Here is a 15,690-nt window from a genome sequence, read left to right as displayed (position 1 = left end):
CCCTTGTCCACGCTGTGGTCGAAGTACACACCCGGCGAACGCACCAGCTGCGACACCACGACGCGCTCGGTGCCGTTGATGATGAACGTGCCCTTTTCGGTCATCATCGGGAAATCACCCATGAAGACCGTCTGGCTCTTGATCTCACCGGTGTTGTTATTGATGAACTCAGCGGTCACGAACAACGGCGCCGCGTAGGTCATATCCTTGTCTTTGCACTCGTCGACGGAGGCCTTGACCTCCTCGAAACGAGGATCCGAGAAAGACAGGGACATCGACCCGGAGAAGTCCTCGATCGGCGAGATCTCCTCGAGAATTTCCTCCAGTCCGCCGGTCGGGATCTGCTCGCCACGAGCGGTGGCGCTGGCCTTCCATTCGGAGGTACCGATCAACCATGCGAACGAATCGATTTGCACATCCAGCAGGCCGGGCACTTCGAGCGGTTCCCGGATCTTGGCGAAGGATATCCGCTTCGGCGCGCCGGGCACACCGGCAACTACCTGGTCTTTGTCGGCGACCGTCCGGCTCGATACTGACAAGGTGCGTCCTTCCCCTCACGCGGATCGCGGCACCCCGCGATCACCGCTTGTCCACTGACGAATTTCGCCCCGGATGCGCACCCGAACGAAACTCGCGCACCACACGAGGAAACACCACCCGCAACGGATGATGTTTACAACGATTGGTTCATGAGGTGGACGGGAGGTAACCAGCGCAACGTCCAAAATTACACTCGTACCCACTGAATGTCGAGTGCGAAATCAAAACTTCTCGGCCCATGCCAAAACCCCGCCGAATTACTTCCCATTTATAGAATAACTCCGCCATCCCGTTCGAGTCAAGTCTCGCCACACATTTCGAACCAATTCGAAAGCCCAACTGCCGATCCAGGTTTCGAGCTCCGCGGACCGGAACACGAGCGCAAGCGTCTCCCGGTGCGATCCGATGACGGTTCGGATCGCGGGGTCAGCCGATGGGCCGGTCCGTCGGCAGGTTGATGAAGCTCGGGACGTCCGGATCGAGTCGCAGGTATTGCGTTTTGAATTCGGTGGCATTGAGCATCGGCCGGAAAGCCAAGGCCTTCGGCGGGTTCGCGGCGAAGATGTCCACGCGCAGCCGGTGCTCGGCTTCCAGCACGGCCTGGGTCGGGATGACCGCGATATCCAGTGTGACCGGCCTTCCGGGCTCGACGGGCAGCAGACTGTCCAGGGTGATCGGATTGAACGGCGCGGTGTAATCGCCGTTCGCCGAGCGCACACTCTTGGCCTCGTCCACCGCGCGCAACGATGCGGTGAGCTGTCCGGTGCTCAGCACCGTCGAGGTGCCATCGGGGGCGACGTCGTTCACGGTGACGCTCCAATATCCGTCGGTCGCATCATGAATCGCATTGAGATGCACATTGATCGGACCGGAGATCACCGTCGGTTCGGTCATCGCCTTGCTGGTGAAGGTCAGCGCATTGCTCTCGGCGACCCGGGAGTCCTTGGCGCAGACATCGAAGGGCGAGAAGATTCCGGCCGACCCCTGGGCGGCATCGCGCGAGCATACGGTGGACAGGCCGGGCGCCACCTGCAACTCGAGCCGATCGCGCGGCTTCGTCCCCACCAGTGATCCGTCGTGCACCGCATGGTCGGCGGTATCGCTCGACGCCGGGGACAGATAGACACGGCGATGGGTGACACCGGCTTCCGGGAATGTCCTCATGGTCTTCCAGCCCGAACCCTGCTCCCACAGCGTGACCGGCCCGAAGTCGTCGAGACCGCTATCGATGCCCTTGAGCCACTTGTCGAACCACACCCGCTGCAGCACATCCAGCCGCGGCGGGGCACCGGGCGCACCCGTGCCCGCACCCGGATTCGCATGGTAGGTATCGCCGACCACCAACTGCTTCTTCGACGCGGGCAGCGGGATCGCGTTGTAGAGTTTGGCCGCGCTATTGGCGAAGATATCGTGCCAGCCGCCATATACGAAGGTGGGCACCGTAATTCGTTCCGGATGCCCCAGAATCCCCTGCCGGAAATCACTGTGCTCGTCGAGTGCGGCGGCCAGCGCCGTCGGCATCCGGTCCAGGGACGGGGTCAGCAGCGCCTGGGCCAGCAGATCGGTATTCGTCGTCGGATCGGCCAGCCGCGACTGCAGCCATTTCCAGTCGAAGGTGCCGTTGAGCATCGACTGCACGTCCGGGATGATCTTGGTCTGGTTCACATTGCTGAGCCACATCGGCAGGAAGGTCGTGCCGACGCCGCCACCCGGCGCAACGACATCGCGCATCAGATCGCTGCCCGCCTCCACCGGGAAAATGGCCTTCAGTTCCGGCGGCGGGTCTTCGGCCGCACGCAACTGGTTGATGCCCGCATACGAGCCGCCGCTCATCGCGACATCACCGTTGGACCACGGCTGGGCCGCCGCCCAGCGGATCACCTCGCGGGTATCCAATTGCTCACGCATGCCGAGGGTGTTCCACTGGCCCTGCGAGAAGCCGGTACCACGCACATCGGCGACCACCAGCGTGTACCCGCTGCGGATCAGACTCCGGTCGATGCCGAGGATGGTCTGGATGGTGCCGCCGTCGAGCAGGTGGACCAGGTCGCCGAATCCGCTGATCGGAGTGCCGGACAGATTGATTCGCCGGACCAGATCCATGGTGAACGACTGCAACCCGGGCGTGGCCAGTGCCGTATCGACCAGATTGGTCACGAGTTTCGTATATGGCGTGAGGTTCACGATCGTCGGCAGCGCAGTGTTCACCACCGCATTCGTAGCGTCGACGGGCCGATAGACATTGGCCTTGAGTACGACGCCGTCGCTCATCTGAATCGGGACATCCCAATCGATATGCACATCGGGGTACTGCTGCGGTCCGTCGTGCATCGCGGTCCAACGCTCGGCGAGCGCACCGGCGCTGGTTTGCTCCGCGGTCGCGGATCCACCACCGCTCCAGGTAAGCGCTACTGCTGCGACAGCGACGGTCGCCAACCGAGCCGCACGAATAAGCGCTGATGCCACTCCATGCCCCGACAACTATTGGCCCTTTCTCGACTGGTACGCAGCATGCGGACAGGGGTCGCTTCGATTGACGCGCTCAGACCATAGCAATCAACTGGCGAATATTCGGTTAGGTGCGGTCCGTTCGGTTCGTCGGATTTGCCACTGACTGCCAGCGGCTATTTCGGCAACCCCAAGCGGTCCGCGATGCCGTCGAGGAGGCAGGTCAGGGTCCATTGGACGGGGTCGGTGCCGCCGGTGGTGGTGCGGGCGGCGAACCAGCGGGCGAAGGCGGGGTGGCGGCCGTCGGCGAGGATCGGCGCCAGGATGGGCTGTGCGGCGGCGGCCAGTTCATCATCGGTGTGCAGGCCGGAGCGGGTGCGCATGCGGTTTTCTTCGGCGAGTTGCAGTGCTGCGCCGATGAGGTGGCCGTCGACGGCGGCGGTGATCAGGGTCATATCGTCGGCTGTGATGTGCAGCGGCTCGAGTAGGGCGAAGCGGAAGTCGAAGTAGCGCAGCGCATTCGGCCCGAGCGGCGGTCGCGTGTGCACGAGTTCGCCGAACCAGAGGTGACGCTGGATCACCGACCAGGTGGCCAGCGCGAGATCTTCGAGCGCCGCGCGCCACGACCCCGCAGACTTTGCGGGCAGCGGAATCTCACCGTAGACGGCATCGATCATCAGGTCGACCAGGCCGTCTTTGCTGCCGACGTAGCGGTACAGCGACATCGGCGTCGACGCACCGACCGCCGTGGCGATCCGGCGCATGGTCAGCGCGCGGGCGCCCTCGGCATCGGCCACCGTCAGTGCCGCACGCAGGATGTTCGCCCGGCTCAATGTCGTGGTCGGTCGCCCCGGCGGTTCCGGTCGCGACCAGATCAGCGGTCCGGGCGGTGACGACTCCTCGTTCATGCCTGCGCCTCGCCGACGCTCGCTCATTGCCACCTCCTTGCCGGGCATTCAACCATTCGTGTACAAAGTACACATGATGTACAACGTACACGCACCTCGCGTTCTGATTGTCGGCGGCGGGCTGGTCGGGCTCTCGGCCGCACTGTTCCTGCGCCAGCAGGGCGTGGCGACGGTACTGGTCGAGCGCAGGCCGACCACCTCACCGCAGCCCAAGGCCCGGCGCATCAATATCCGCACCATGGAGCTGTTCGGCCAGCTCGGCATTGCCGACGAAGTCCTGGACGCCGCCCGCGACCTCGCGGAGTATCAGCACTTCGCGGCCGGGCCGACGCTCGCGCAGGCCACCCGCATCCCCTTCACACTGCCCGGCGGTGTCCCCGACTGGTCGACCATCACTCCGGCCACCGCCTGCCTATGTGCCCAGGATCTACTGGAGCCGGTGCTGCGTCGCATTGCCGTCGCCCGCGGCTGCGACGTGCGGTTCGGCGTCGAACTCACCGACTTCGCGACCGAATCCGACGGCATCGTGGCCACGCTCCGCGCCGCCGACGGCACGGTCGAACGGCTGCGCGTGGACTATCTGATCGCGGCCGATGGCGCGTCGAGCCCGATCCGCGAACGGCTCGGCATCCCGCGTGACGGTCGCGGCACGCTCGGCCGGGCGGTCAATGTGTACTTCCGCGCTGATCTGTCGGATTTGGTGCGGGAACGCGAATTCAACCTCTGCCAGATCGAGAACGCCGACGCACCCGGGGCTTTCGCCTCGATCGACGGGTCACATCGGTGGATCTTCACCACCACTGATGGCATCGACCGCCCCGTCGAGGAATGGCCGAGCGTATTGCGAACGGCCATTGGCGTTCCCGATATCGCCATCGATGTGCTCAGCGTATTACCGTGGGAGCCGGGGATGTTCGTTGCCGAGCGCTACCGTGCGGACCGCATCTTCCTGGCCGGTGACGCCGCCCACGTCATGCCGCCATTCGCCGCCGCCGGTGCCAATACCGGCATCGAGGACGCACACAACCTCGCCTGGAAGCTGGCGGCCGTCCTACGCGGCGAAGACCCGGCCTTGCTGGATACCTATCACGAGGAACGCCGCCCGGTCGGCTGGTACATCGCCGACCAGTCGAGCATCCGAACCGCCAACCTGCGCACCATGAATCGTGAATCCAGGGATGCCACACCGCTCGCCGACCCGATCGCATTGATCCTCGGCAACCGCTATCACTCGGGCGCGGTCATTGATGACGGCAGCCCGAACACCATGGCGCACCTTGATCTGACCGGCCAACCCGGCACCCGCGTGCCCCATCGCTGGCTGTCCGACGGCCGCTCCACGCTCGACCTCGTCGATACGGCCTGCGTCCTGCTCATCGGACCCGATGGCACCACCTGGAAAGCCGCCGCAGCGCACCTGCCACTCGAAGTCCATGAGCTGGACCAGGATTGGGCCGATACCGTTGGCCTCTCCCCGAGCGGCGCGCTACTCGTACGTCCCGATCAGATCATCGCCTGGCGCATGCCGACCCTGCCCGACGATCCGGCCACCGAGCTGAATACCGCCTTGGACCGGATCTTCCGCCGAACGTAACCGGCAGCCGGAAGGGCTATTTCGGTGGCGTCCCGATCGTCTGGACTTGCTTTCCATCCCAGTGGAATCGGACCGGGGTAATGGTGCCATCCGGACAGGCATTGCAGCTGCCGGGCGTCTTATAGGTCACGCCAACGGTGTCATCGGTCGTCCGGCCCGGGTCCAGGGCGGTGAACCCGTGGCTGTCCCGGGTCGCCGTCCCGACGAAGTCACCCTTGTGGAACAGCAGCACCTGCTCCGGTGAGCTGCCCGTCGCACCCGGCACGGTGATGATCACGGCCGACAGTGTGACGCACGGATCGAATGTGCCAACGAAACTCGCCGGATCGGTGGACCACGCCGCCTTTGTGATCGGCTCCGCGGGCAGGGTCGCGATTGCGGAGCGGATCACCGGTGCGGCCAGGTCGAGCCCGCATTTCGCCATCGGCGCGGCACTCGACGTGGTCGCGACCGCAGTGGTCGCGCTGGAGACGGTCGCGGAGCCGCTGTCGCCCGATCCGCAGGCGGTCACGCAGGCGAGTCCGGTACCGAGGGTGAGCAATACGAGCCGATAGGTCTGCATCCAGGGAAAGCCCTTCAGGTCCGACGAGCGTCTCGATCGCGCAGCACACACATCATCGCATCGGCGAATCCGGGGGCCCGCCCTGGCCGGGCTCCCATGGCTGGAGTCGCCGGGCCGCCGGTGAGTCGATAACGTCGGTACCCGACCGAGTCCTGATGAGGAGATCTGAATGGGTTCAACGATTTTCGCCGTGTTCCTACCGCTGGCCCTGGCGCTGGTGATGTTCGGACTCGGGTTGACCTTGACCGTCGACGACTTCGCGCGGGTGCTGCGCTATCCCAAGGCCGCGGTGATCGCGCTGGTGTGTCAGATGGTGGTACTGCCCGCCATTTGCCTCGGCCTGGTCTACCTGTTCCGGCTCGAGGGTGCGCTGGCCGTGGGAGTGATGTTGCTCGTCGCATCCCCCGGCGGTCCGTCGGCGAATCTGTTCAGCCATATCGCCGGTGGCAATGTGGCGTTGAATATCACGCTGACCGCGATCAATTCGATCCTCGCGGTCTTCACCCTGCCGCTGGTGGTCACGCTGGCCTTCACCCTGTTCATGGCTGACGACGCCACGATCGGGCTGCGGCCGGACAAGTTCATCCAGGTGTTCGCGATCGTGCTGGTCCCGGTCGCGCTCGGGATGTGGGTGCATCGCCGGTTCACCGCATGGGCGGACCGGATGCGCAAGAACGTCAAGATCGTCTCGGCGGTGGTGCTCGCTCTGGTCGTGGTAGCGGCGGTGGGGCGCGAATTCCACACGCTGACCCAGAACATCGGCAAACTCGCCACCCTGAGCCTGCTGCTCTCGACGTTGAGCTTCATCATCGGCTACACGGTGCCGCGGATATTCCAGGTGCAGGCCGATCAGGCGATCGCCTCGGCAATGGAGATCGGTATCCACAACGGCGCCTTGGCCATCGCGGTCGCCTCGAGCGTGCTGCACAATTCGCAGATGGCGGTGCCACCCGCGGTGTACGGGGTGCTGATGAACATTCCGGCCGTCATCGCCGCGTATCTGCTGGCACGGCAGGTACGGCGAGACGCTCCGGCGCCGGTTCCGACGGCGCACGGCTAGATCGCATACCGCGAAACGCGGGGGCTACTGCTGCTCGATAACCCGGTCGAGGCTCGGTGCATGCGGACACCGAGCCCGGCCATGGGTAGCCTTTGCCTGTTCAACGTCATGTGAGAGGACCCCATTTCGCGATGCGACCGCTCGGCACAGACGATCCAACGCGGATCGGGGACTACCGACTGCTCGGCCTGCTCGGCGCGGGCGGGATGGGGCGGGTATACCTCGGCCGCAGCGCGGGCGGCCGCACGGTCGCGGTGAAGGTGATCCGGCCGGATCTGATCGGCGACGAGTACCGAGAGCGATTCCGGCGCGAGGTCACCGCGGCGCGGCGGGTCGGCGGCAAATTCACCGCACAGGTGCTCGACGCGGATGTGGACGCGACGCCGCCGTGGCTGGCGACCGGATATGTCGCCGGGTTCTCGCTGACCGACGCGGTCGAGCAGTTCGGCACATTCAGCGAGAACACGCTGCTGGTGCTCGCGCACGGACTTGCCGAGGCATTGATCGCCGTACACGGTGCCGGAATCGTGCACCGCGATCTGAAACCGTCGAATGTGCTGCTGGCCGTGGACGGGCCCAAGGTGATCGACTTCGGTATCGCCAGGGGCGCCGAGGACAGCGCGCTCACGACCACCGGGAATGTCATCGGCTCACCGGGATTCATGTGTCCGGAACAGGTGGTCGGTCCGGCTATGGGACCCGAAGGCGATGTATTCGCGCTCGGCGGCGTCCTTGTCTACGCGGCGACCGGGCAGGGGCCGTTCGGCTCCGGCGAGACGGTGCAGATGCTGTATCGCGTGGTGTACGAGGAGCCGCGCTTGGCGGCGGTGCCGGAGCGGTTGCGTCCGCTCATCGCGGCATGTCTGCACAAGGACGTCGCGGCGCGTCCGACACCGCACCAACTATTGGATCAGCTGGCCGAACTCGGTGTTCCGGAACGCGGCGGCTGGCTGCCCGCGCCGGTGCTGGAGGAGGTGAGCAGGCGGGCGGTGGCGCTGCTCGATCTGGAGTCGGTCGAGCTGCCGCAGGTCGGGTTCGCGCAACCGGCGCAGGATCCGTCACGGTCGGCGCCGACGGTGTCCCGGCCTGTGCCGCAATCGAATTCGGGACCGCACACACCGCCGCCGAATTCGGGACCCGTGGGGGCGGGGCAGGGCTCGGCCGATACGGTGGCCTGGCGCGCCGGTCGGACGGGTGGATCGAATGTGTACGCGCCGTACCCTCCGGCCTACGACCGGTCCGGGCCGCAACCCGCCTACGCCGCCGGGCCGCCGCCCGGCCAGCATCCGAATCACCCCGCTGCGCAACCGAAGAGGCGCGGTCGCCGTACCGCGTTGATCATCGCCGCCGTTGTGGTCGGTGTCGTGGTCGCCGTCGGCGCCTTCGTCATCGGCACGCAGCTCAACGGCAAATCCTCCGACTCCGCTACCGCGAATCGTTCCGCGACAGTCAGCACCACCTCCGATGCGACCGACAGTGCGTCCCCCTCGACCACGGAGGTCTCGCGCACCGCGACGGCGGGCACATCGGTGCCGGAAGCGTTCGTCGGCACATGGACCGGGACCGCACGGGATGCGCTGGCCACCTTCGATATCGAGTTGACCATCCGGGACGGAAATATCGGTGAAGAGATCGCGACCTCGTCGAATACCGGCCAGGCCTCACGTAGTCGTTGTGAACGCGCCGAACGTCTGACCAGTGTCACCGGTAACGAGATCGCTTTCGTGGCGCGGCTGTCCGGCGGTGCGAACGGCTGTATGGATGAAGGGTCGGTCTCGAAGGTCGTCCTGCAATCGGACGGTTCGGTGAGCTACAGCTTCAGCGGCGGTTTCAGCGGGCTCCTCGGAAATATCACCGGGACCCTGCACAAGAGTTAGTACCCGGTGGGATTGCCCTGGCGCGCCTGCCGACGCACCGGTCCGCAATCGATCATCCTGTGGACGACACATTCTCGAAGGGATCAGCTCATGCGCGTGGTAGCCGAAGTAGTCGTCGGCCTGGTGGCATTGCTGCACATCTACATCCTGGTCATGGAGATGTTCCTGTGGACGACGCCGCGGGTGCGCGCGGCCTTCGGCAGCACCGCCGAATTCGCCGAGCAGACCAAGGTATTGGCCGCAAACCAGGGCCTCTACAACGGTTTCCTGGCGGCCGGGCTGATCTGGGGCATCATCGCATCGGACCCGGTCGGATTCGCCGCGATGATCTTCTTCAGCGCATGCGTTGTCATCGCCGGGATCTACGGTGCAGCAACCGCGAGCCGTCGAATCCTGTTCGTACAGGCCCTGCCCGGCGCGATCGCCCTGGTAGCGGTGCTGGTAGCAGGCAGTAACAACTAACGCTTGCCGAGTCGACGACGGGCGCGGGCGCGATCGATCGCCGTCGTCCACGACAGTTTGGCGATGGCGCTCGCCTCCCGGACGACGGCGCGTGGATCGGCGGTGAGCAGATCGGCGCCCTCGCGACCGAACATCGCGGTGACCTTGCGCCGCACGGCCGAACTCGCCTTGCTCATATGACCGCTGTCGAAAGGCGGTTGCGGATCGTATTCGATCATCAGCTGGATCGCCTCGGCCGTCTCCTTGCCCGCGATCTCCCCCGCCAGCCACAGGCCGAGATCGATACCGGCCGAGACGCCCGCGGCGGTCACGATCTTGCCGTCGCGCACGATCCGCTGCTCGCCGCGTGGCTGCGCGCCGAGCGCCTGCAACGCCGCCAACCCCGCCCAGTGCGATGTCGCTGGCTTGTCTTTGAGGATCCCCGCTGCGGCAAGGACTACCGATCCGGTACATACCGATGTGGTCCAGGTCGAGGTCTCGTGCACCTGCCGCAGCCAGGCGCGCAGCCGTTCGTCGGCGGCCGTGGTCGCCGTCGCAGGGCCCGAACCGCCGATCAGAACGATATCGGGAGATGGCGTCTCGGCGAAGGAGTGCGTCGCGCCGAGCAGCAGGACGCCGCTGTCGGTGGTGATCGGCCCCGGCTCGTGCCAGACGAATCGCAGCCGTGCGCCGGGCAGTAGTCGAAGCACCTCATAGGGCCCGATCACGTCGAGCGCGGTCATGCCCGGATAGACGACGATGGCGATCTGCATTGATCTTTCCCTCCCACGGCGGCTGGCCCCGCTGTCGAGCCTAGCGCGCCGCATCGGGCCCCATCTCGACATGAGCGAGCGTGGACCGGGCAGGATCGATGTACACCCCCGCCGGTGACCGACCGCAGGCGCAGATCGGAGGCAGACGCATGGGGATCATAAGTTCGATTGCACGTCGACGGATCACCGTCGCCGCATTGTTCGTGGTGAGCGTCGTCGCGGGCTGTGCCAGCGGTTCCCAGGCACAGCCCGATCGGACGACGGCCGTGGTCACCACGACCGCGCCCAGTACACCATCGGGTGTGCCGGATCTGGATGCGGGAGAGGAGATCGTCGGAGATATCGGCGTGCCGTGGGGGCTGGCGTTCCTGCCCGATGGTGACGCGCTGGTCGCGGAGCGGGATACCGGGCGGATTCTGCGCGTGCGTCCCGGGCACGCGCCGGAGCAGGTGTACGAGGTTCCAGGTGTCGTCGCGCGCGGCGAGGGTGGTCTGCTCGGGCTCGCGGTTGCCCGGGACTATGCCGAAACACGTTATGTCTACGCCTATTTCACCGCCGCTGACGATAACCGGATCGTGCGGTTGCGACTCGACGGACAACCGGAGGTCATTTTCGACGGCATCGCGAAGGCCAATACTCATGACGGCGGCCGGATCGCCTTCGGGCCCGACGGCATGCTCTACGTCGGAACCGGTGATGCGGGGGACGGCGGTCGAGCTCAGGATCCGGCCAGTCCGAATGGCAAGATCCTGCGCCTGACACCCGATGGCGCTGCGGCACCGGGCAATCCGACGCCCGGCTCACCGGTCTACAGCCTGGGCCACCGCAATGTGCAAGGTCTGGCGTGGGATCAGGCGGGCCGACTCTTCGCCGCCGAATTCGGCCAGAACGCCTTCGATGAAATCAATCTGATCGAACCGGGCCGCAATTACGGCTGGCCCGCTGTCGAGGGTATGGGCGGTGCAGATCGCGGATTCACCGACCCCCAGATCGTTTGGAAGCCCGCCGAAGCATCGCCATCGGGCATCGCCATCGCCGGTGACACCCTCTACGTCGCGGCGCTGCGTGGCGAACGACTGTGGACGGTCCCCATGCACGACGGCACACTCGGCACGCCACAGGCTCGCATACCCGACCTCGGTCGCCTGCGCACGGTGGTGATCGCCCCCGATGGCGCCCTGTGGTTGACCACCTCCAATACGGACGGCCGCGGTGACGTCCGTGCCGGTGATGATCGCATCATCCGCTTCCCCGCACGGTGAGCCGCGCTATTTCGCGACCTTTCCGACCGAGTCCAGATCGCGGCGCAGCAGTGCGGTCTCCCTGGCATGGCCGCGACGGCCGAACAGGCGGTACAGCAGCCGGATCGGGACCGGGACGCGGCTCCGGAATTCCGCCCATTCGCGGTCGTCGGCCTCTTCGGCGATATGACCGAGGAAGATCGGAGCCCGCCGCCGCGGCAGAGATGCCAGACCGCGCCTGCCGAGTTCGGCCCATTGCGACTCGGTCAATGTCTCGGCCACGACCGGCAGTACCGAATCCTCTTCCAGGCGAAGATGTTCGGTCAGCACCTCATTGAGTCGGCGCAGGTCGTCGACCAGTAGATCCACCGTTTCCGTCCCGCCCTGGTGTTCCCATTCGGCCAGTTCGGCATCGACGCGCCGCATTACCGTGTCGATCTCGTCGTGCTGGGCTGCCATACATTCGACCAGCGCCGAATCCACCTGCGCCGAAAGCAATCTCGGCCACACCAGCTCATCCTCGGAACCATGGTGCTGTTGCAGGGCGGTGAGCATCTCGCGAGCGTGTTCACTGATCCGCGCCACCTGCTCGACATCATTGGGCGAGGTGACCTCGACAATGTCTGCCAGCAAACGGAATTCGCGACGGAAGACCCGGTGCACCAGCACCATATCGCGGGTATCGCAGCCCGGTTCCCGCGCCGCCCGGCGGCTCATAACACCTGCTCCCGCTCCGGTCGCGAACCCGTGCCCACGGCGAATGCGGGCAGCGCAAATCCAAGATCCCCGATGGCCATTTAGTTCCTCCCGAACCTAAATGCACTCCAGTGCAATAAGTGCAACCTAGTATAGGTTTGGCCGCGCGCACCCCGTCAAGATGACAATGCGCCCTGTCGAGATGACAATGGAGGACCATCAGCGAATGACCGAGCACCGAGCCCGTGTCAGCGATTCCGCCCAGCTCAGCAATACCACTCAGCTCAGCAATACCACTCGGCTCAGCGATACCACTCGGCTCAGCGATACCACTCGGCTCAGCGATACCGTTCAGGTCGACGAAGCCAACCAACTCACCTCGGGCCGCGTCGCCCAACGCCGACGCACCCGCAAGGCCATCGTCGACGCCTCCATGACCCTGTTGCACCGCGGCATCGAACCGTCGGTCAATGACATCGCCGCCGCGGCCGAGGTCTCCCGGCGCACCGTCTACCTGCACTTCCCCACTCTCGACCAGCTGATGCTCGCTGCGACCATCGGGCTGCTCAGCGCGAATACCGATGCGGCGCTGGCACATATCCACTCTGCGGACCCGCGCGTGCGCATCGCCGAATTGGTGCGGGCGATGGGAGCCGAGATCACCGAACTACTACCGATGGGTCGGCGGCTGGTGAAGCTGTCCGCCGACCCGCCAGCAGCGGACGCACCGCGCCCCGGACTGCGCCGGGTGCGCTGGATCGAGTGGGCGCTCGAACCAGTGCGTGAGCGGATCTCCCAGCGGCAGTTCGACGATCTCGTTTCGAGCATTGCCGTGGTGGTCGGCTGGGAGGCGTTCATCGTGCTGATCGATGTGCGCGGACTCGCACCCGATGCGGCCGTGGCCGTATGTGCCCACACCGCGAGCACGCTCGTGGATTCGGCGCTGGGGTCACTGGACGGAACGCCGTAAGTCGGAACATTTTGCTGCAGGCGAATCACCCTGCGGTACCTGATAATTCGGCGATGGTAAACGGAATGCGCGCGCCGAGCCGCCATACCGCGCGGGTCAGCGGGACGCCGGGCCGGTAGGCCAGGTGTGTGGCCGATGGCGCATCGAGCACCTGGAGATCGGCGCGCGCACCGACCTCGATGACACCGACGTCATTGCGGCGCAGGGCCTTCGCGCCCGCCGCGGTTGCCGCGTATACCGCTTCGGCCACCGACAGACCCATTTGGAGTACGGCGGTGGCCACACAGTAGGCCATCGAGGTGGTGTAGGAGCTGCCCGGATTGGCATTGGTGGCAAGGGCGACGGTCGCGCCCGCGTCGAGCAGCGCGCGGGCCGGGGCGAGCGGCTGGCGGGTGGACAGGTCGCAGGCGGGCAGCACGGTGGCGACGGTGTCCGAGGCGGCCAGGGCCTCGATATCGGCATCGGTGAGGTGGGTGCAGTGGTCGACGCTGGCGGCACCGTGGCGGACCGCCAACTGCACGCCGGGACCGGTGCCCAACTGGTTGCCGTGGACGCGCAGTCCGAGACCGCGTGCGGCAGCTGCGCGCAGCACGCGATCGGACTGATCCTCGTCGAAAGCTCCTGTCTCACAGAAGACATCGGCCCAGCGCACATGTGGCGCGACCGCATCCAGCATGGGGCCGCAGACCAGGTCGAGATAGGATCGCGCATCGGTATCGGGCGGTACCAGATGCGCACCGAGATAGGTCACCTCATCGACATTGGCAGCGGCGATGCGGGCAGCGCGCTCCTCATCGCGCACACTCAGGCCGTATCCGGTCTTGGTCTCCAGACACGTCGTGCCCTGCCGGTAGGCCTCGGCGATATGCCGCCGCAGATTGGCCGAAAGCTGTTCGTCCGAGGCACTTCTGGTGGCGGCGACGGTGGTCGCGATGCCACCGGCCCGATAGGGCTGACCGGCCATTCGCGCCTCGAATTCGGCGGTGCGGTCACCGGCGAAGACCAGATGGGTGTGACTGTCCACCCAGCCGGGCAGTGCCGCGCGGCCGCCGATATCGACCTTGCGATCGGCGGCCGGCGCGGCGGCGGCCGGACCGATCCAGCCGAAGCGCGCACCGTCGATCACCACGGCGGCATTGTGCAGCGGCCCGTCCGATGTGTTGGTGGTGAGCTCACCGATTCCCGTGATGAGGGTGGACACGGCTTCCTTTCCGTCGGTGGACAATGACCTCACGGTCCGTACAAGGCCCGAATCTCGTCGCGCAGCGTGATTTCGGGTTGCGCCATCAGCAGATGGCGGCCGTTCGAGACCACCTCTCGCCCGGCAACCAGGACCTCGCGGATATCGCCTGCCGTGGCCGCGAACAGCGCGGCGGCCGGTTCGGCGCCCGCGGTTCGGATGGAGTCGAGCTCGACGGTGACCAGATCCGCCGCGGCACCGGCCTCGATGCGTCCGACCTCCGGCCAGCCGATCGACACGTGATCGGTTGCCGCGGTGAACAACTGCGCCATATCGAAGCGTCCGCGCGCGCGGGCGGCAAGGCGCTCGTTCAATTCCAGCGCACGCCATTCCTCGAAGCCGTCGACGACGGCATGACTGTCACTGCCGAGACATAGCCGAACTCCGGCATCGAGGAGTTCGCGGGCGGGGCCGATGCCGTCGCCGAGATCGCGTTCGGTGGTCGGGCAGAAGCAGGCCCGCGCCCGTGCCGCGGCGAGCAGACCGATATCGGCGGCGCTCAGGTGCGTGGCGTGCACGGCCACCGTATCCGGCCCGAGCAACCCGGCCTCGGACAGCAATGCGGTCGGCGTCCGCCCATGTGCGGCAAGGCAATCGCTGTTTTCTGCGGGCTGTTCGGACAGGTGGACGTGCACCGGCCGTCCGTCGGCCTGTTCGGCCACCACCGCCAGCGCCTGCGGCGGCACCGCACGCACCGAATGCGCGGCCACACCGGTGCGCACCAGCTCCGATTCGGGTTTGAATGCGGCGGCGCGCTCGGCCCATGCAGTCGCGTCACCGTCACTGAAGCGGCGCTGGTGTTCGTCCGGCATTCGGCCGAATCCACCGGTGAGGTAACAGGTGTCGAGCAGGGTGAGCCGGATTCCGGCGTCCTCGGCGGCCGCGGCCAGTGCGGTACTCATGGCATTCGGATCGCGGTACGGCACCCCGCCCGGCGCGTGGTGCAGGTAGTGGAATTCACCGACGCTGGTGTATCCGGCGAGCACCATCTCCGCGTATACCCCGCGCGCGAGGCGGTAGTAGGAATCCGGATCGAGCCGGTCCGCGATGGCGTACATCCGTTCCCGCCAGGTCCAGAACGAGCCGCGGTCGTGGTGGGTACGGCCGCGCAGCGCGCGATGGAAGGCGTGCGAATGCGCATTCGCAAAGCCGGGAACGGTCAGGCCGCGCAACACCTTTCCGCTCGGCTCGGTCCCCGGTACCACCGAGCGGATCGACGATCCGGCGACCTCGATCGTCACCCGTTCCGCCAATCCATCAGGCAGCCAGGCGAATTCGGCCCAGTACCCGCTCATCGGATCGAATCCCCGCACATCGGGTTCACGCGAACATCCGAATCC

Annotated in this window: 13 protein-coding genes and 1 pseudogene; 6 read left to right on the top strand and 8 right to left on the bottom strand. The window is 66.1% G+C overall.

Features of this window, described 5'->3' with window-relative positions; translation table 11 throughout:
- The 3 genes and pseudogenes from ACWEO2_RS21925 to ACWEO2_RS21915 all read right to left on the bottom strand — a co-directional run.
- Positions 1–539 (bottom strand): annotated as a pseudogene (locus ACWEO2_RS21925) (DNA-directed RNA polymerase subunit beta); the annotation flags it as partial.
- Between the two features lie 427 nt (positions 540–966).
- Positions 967–3,006, bottom strand: a complete 2,040-nt coding sequence (locus tag ACWEO2_RS21920; protein ID WP_452407001.1) for a CocE/NonD family hydrolase — start codon at positions 3,004–3,006, stop codon at positions 967–969.
- 158 nt (positions 3,007–3,164) lie between these two features.
- The gene (locus ACWEO2_RS21915) at positions 3,165–3,923 is read right to left on the bottom strand and encodes a TetR/AcrR family transcriptional regulator (RefSeq protein WP_452407000.1); all 759 of its coding nucleotides are present in this window, start codon (positions 3,921–3,923) and stop codon (positions 3,165–3,167) included.
- A gap of 46 nt (positions 3,924–3,969) precedes the next feature.
- On the opposite strand from ACWEO2_RS21915, the gene ACWEO2_RS21910 reads away from it, so the two are divergent.
- Positions 3,970–5,490, top strand: a complete 1,521-nt coding sequence (locus tag ACWEO2_RS21910; RefSeq protein WP_452406999.1) for an FAD-dependent monooxygenase — start codon at positions 3,970–3,972, stop codon at positions 5,488–5,490.
- Between the two features lie 16 nt (positions 5,491–5,506).
- Here ACWEO2_RS21910 and ACWEO2_RS21905 read toward each other — a convergent pair whose 3' ends face one another.
- Positions 5,507–6,052, bottom strand: a complete 546-nt coding sequence (locus ACWEO2_RS21905; protein ID WP_452406998.1) for an LppP/LprE family lipoprotein — start codon at positions 6,050–6,052, stop codon at positions 5,507–5,509.
- A gap of 169 nt (positions 6,053–6,221) precedes the next feature.
- On the opposite strand from ACWEO2_RS21905, the gene ACWEO2_RS21900 reads away from it, so the two are divergent.
- The 3 genes from ACWEO2_RS21900 to ACWEO2_RS21890 all read left to right on the top strand — a co-directional run bounded on the left by ACWEO2_RS21900 (position 6,222) and on the right by ACWEO2_RS21890 (position 9,451).
- Positions 6,222–7,112, top strand: coding sequence for a bile acid:sodium symporter family protein (locus ACWEO2_RS21900; protein WP_452406997.1), 891 nt, complete (start codon positions 6,222–6,224; stop codon positions 7,110–7,112).
- Between the two features lie 131 nt (positions 7,113–7,243).
- Positions 7,244–8,989, top strand: coding sequence for a protein kinase domain-containing protein (locus ACWEO2_RS21895; protein WP_452406996.1), 1,746 nt, complete (start codon positions 7,244–7,246; stop codon positions 8,987–8,989).
- A gap of 90 nt (positions 8,990–9,079) precedes the next feature.
- Positions 9,080–9,451 (top strand): DUF1304 domain-containing protein, encoded by a 372-nt coding sequence (locus ACWEO2_RS21890; protein ID WP_452406995.1) that lies wholly within the window; start codon positions 9,080–9,082, stop codon positions 9,449–9,451.
- On the opposite strand, the gene ACWEO2_RS21885 is transcribed toward ACWEO2_RS21890, so the two are convergent.
- Positions 9,448–10,203 carry a DJ-1/PfpI family protein gene (locus ACWEO2_RS21885; protein ID WP_452406994.1) on the bottom strand — a complete coding sequence of 252 codons (756 nt, stop codon included), beginning with the start codon at positions 10,201–10,203 and terminating at the stop codon, positions 9,448–9,450. The two genes, ACWEO2_RS21890 and ACWEO2_RS21885, sit on opposite strands and share 4 nt — an antisense overlap.
- A 149-nt stretch (positions 10,204–10,352) precedes the next feature.
- Here ACWEO2_RS21885 and ACWEO2_RS21880 point away from each other — a divergent pair, with 149 nt between their 5' ends.
- Positions 10,353–11,465, top strand: coding sequence for a PQQ-dependent sugar dehydrogenase (locus ACWEO2_RS21880; RefSeq protein WP_452406993.1), 1,113 nt, complete (start codon positions 10,353–10,355; stop codon positions 11,463–11,465).
- 6 nt (positions 11,466–11,471) lie between these two features.
- Here ACWEO2_RS21880 and ACWEO2_RS21875 read toward each other — a convergent pair whose 3' ends face one another.
- Positions 11,472–12,161 (bottom strand): hemerythrin domain-containing protein, encoded by a 690-nt coding sequence (locus tag ACWEO2_RS21875; RefSeq protein ID WP_452406992.1) that lies wholly within the window; start codon positions 12,159–12,161, stop codon positions 11,472–11,474.
- A gap of 205 nt (positions 12,162–12,366) precedes the next feature.
- On the opposite strand from ACWEO2_RS21875, the gene ACWEO2_RS21870 reads away from it, so the two are divergent.
- Positions 12,367–13,110, top strand: coding sequence for a TetR/AcrR family transcriptional regulator (locus ACWEO2_RS21870; protein WP_452406991.1), 744 nt, complete (start codon positions 12,367–12,369; stop codon positions 13,108–13,110).
- A gap of 25 nt (positions 13,111–13,135) precedes the next feature.
- Here the strand turns inward: ACWEO2_RS21870 and hutI are convergent, their stop codons facing one another.
- Together hutI and ACWEO2_RS21860 are read right to left on the bottom strand one after the other, a co-directional pair.
- The gene (hutI, locus tag ACWEO2_RS21865) at positions 13,136–14,311 is read right to left on the bottom strand and encodes an imidazolonepropionase (protein ID WP_452407007.1); all 1,176 of its coding nucleotides are present in this window, start codon (positions 14,309–14,311) and stop codon (positions 13,136–13,138) included.
- Positions 14,312–14,340: 29 nt separating this feature from the next.
- Positions 14,341–15,645, bottom strand: a complete 1,305-nt coding sequence (locus ACWEO2_RS21860; RefSeq protein WP_452406990.1) for a formimidoylglutamate deiminase — start codon at positions 15,643–15,645, stop codon at positions 14,341–14,343.
- Positions 15,646–15,690 lie beyond the last annotated feature (45 nt).

It is taken from the genome of Nocardia sp. NPDC004278 (genome assembly GCF_053602975.1).
Note: the sequence above shows the minus strand (reverse complement) of the source record. Positions and strands in the feature narration are given on the sequence as shown.